Source organism: Corynebacterium sp. HMSC076G08, from assembly GCF_001811515.1.
Taxonomy (GTDB): domain Bacteria; phylum Actinomycetota; class Actinomycetes; order Mycobacteriales; family Mycobacteriaceae; genus Corynebacterium; species Corynebacterium hiratae.
Map to the genome: position 1 here is coordinate 1 of NZ_KV805074.1, position 226 is coordinate 226.

Consider the following 226-nt stretch of genomic DNA (forward strand, 5'->3'; position numbering starts at 1 on the left):
GGACCCGTACTGTGAAGCCTACTGGAAACCTCGTCGCCGACACCATCTGCCGTACCGCGGAAATCGGACTTGCTATCACCGGTGCCGCTGATGCCGGACCGCTGACCATCATTGAGACCACGCCAGTAGCCGTTATCGGCGCGTGCCCGGACTGCGGCCAGCCAGGCAAGCTGCGCGACCACATCACCCGTCGACTCGTCGATCTTCCCGTCGTCGGATTCCCCAC

At 63.7% G+C, this 226-nt stretch carries 1 pseudogene; it reads left to right on the forward strand.

Annotation, left to right across the window (positions count from 1 at the left end):
- Positions 1 to 11: 11 nt before the first annotated feature.
- Positions 12 to 226 (forward strand): annotated as a pseudogene (locus HMPREF2806_RS09970) (ISL3 family transposase); the annotation flags it as partial.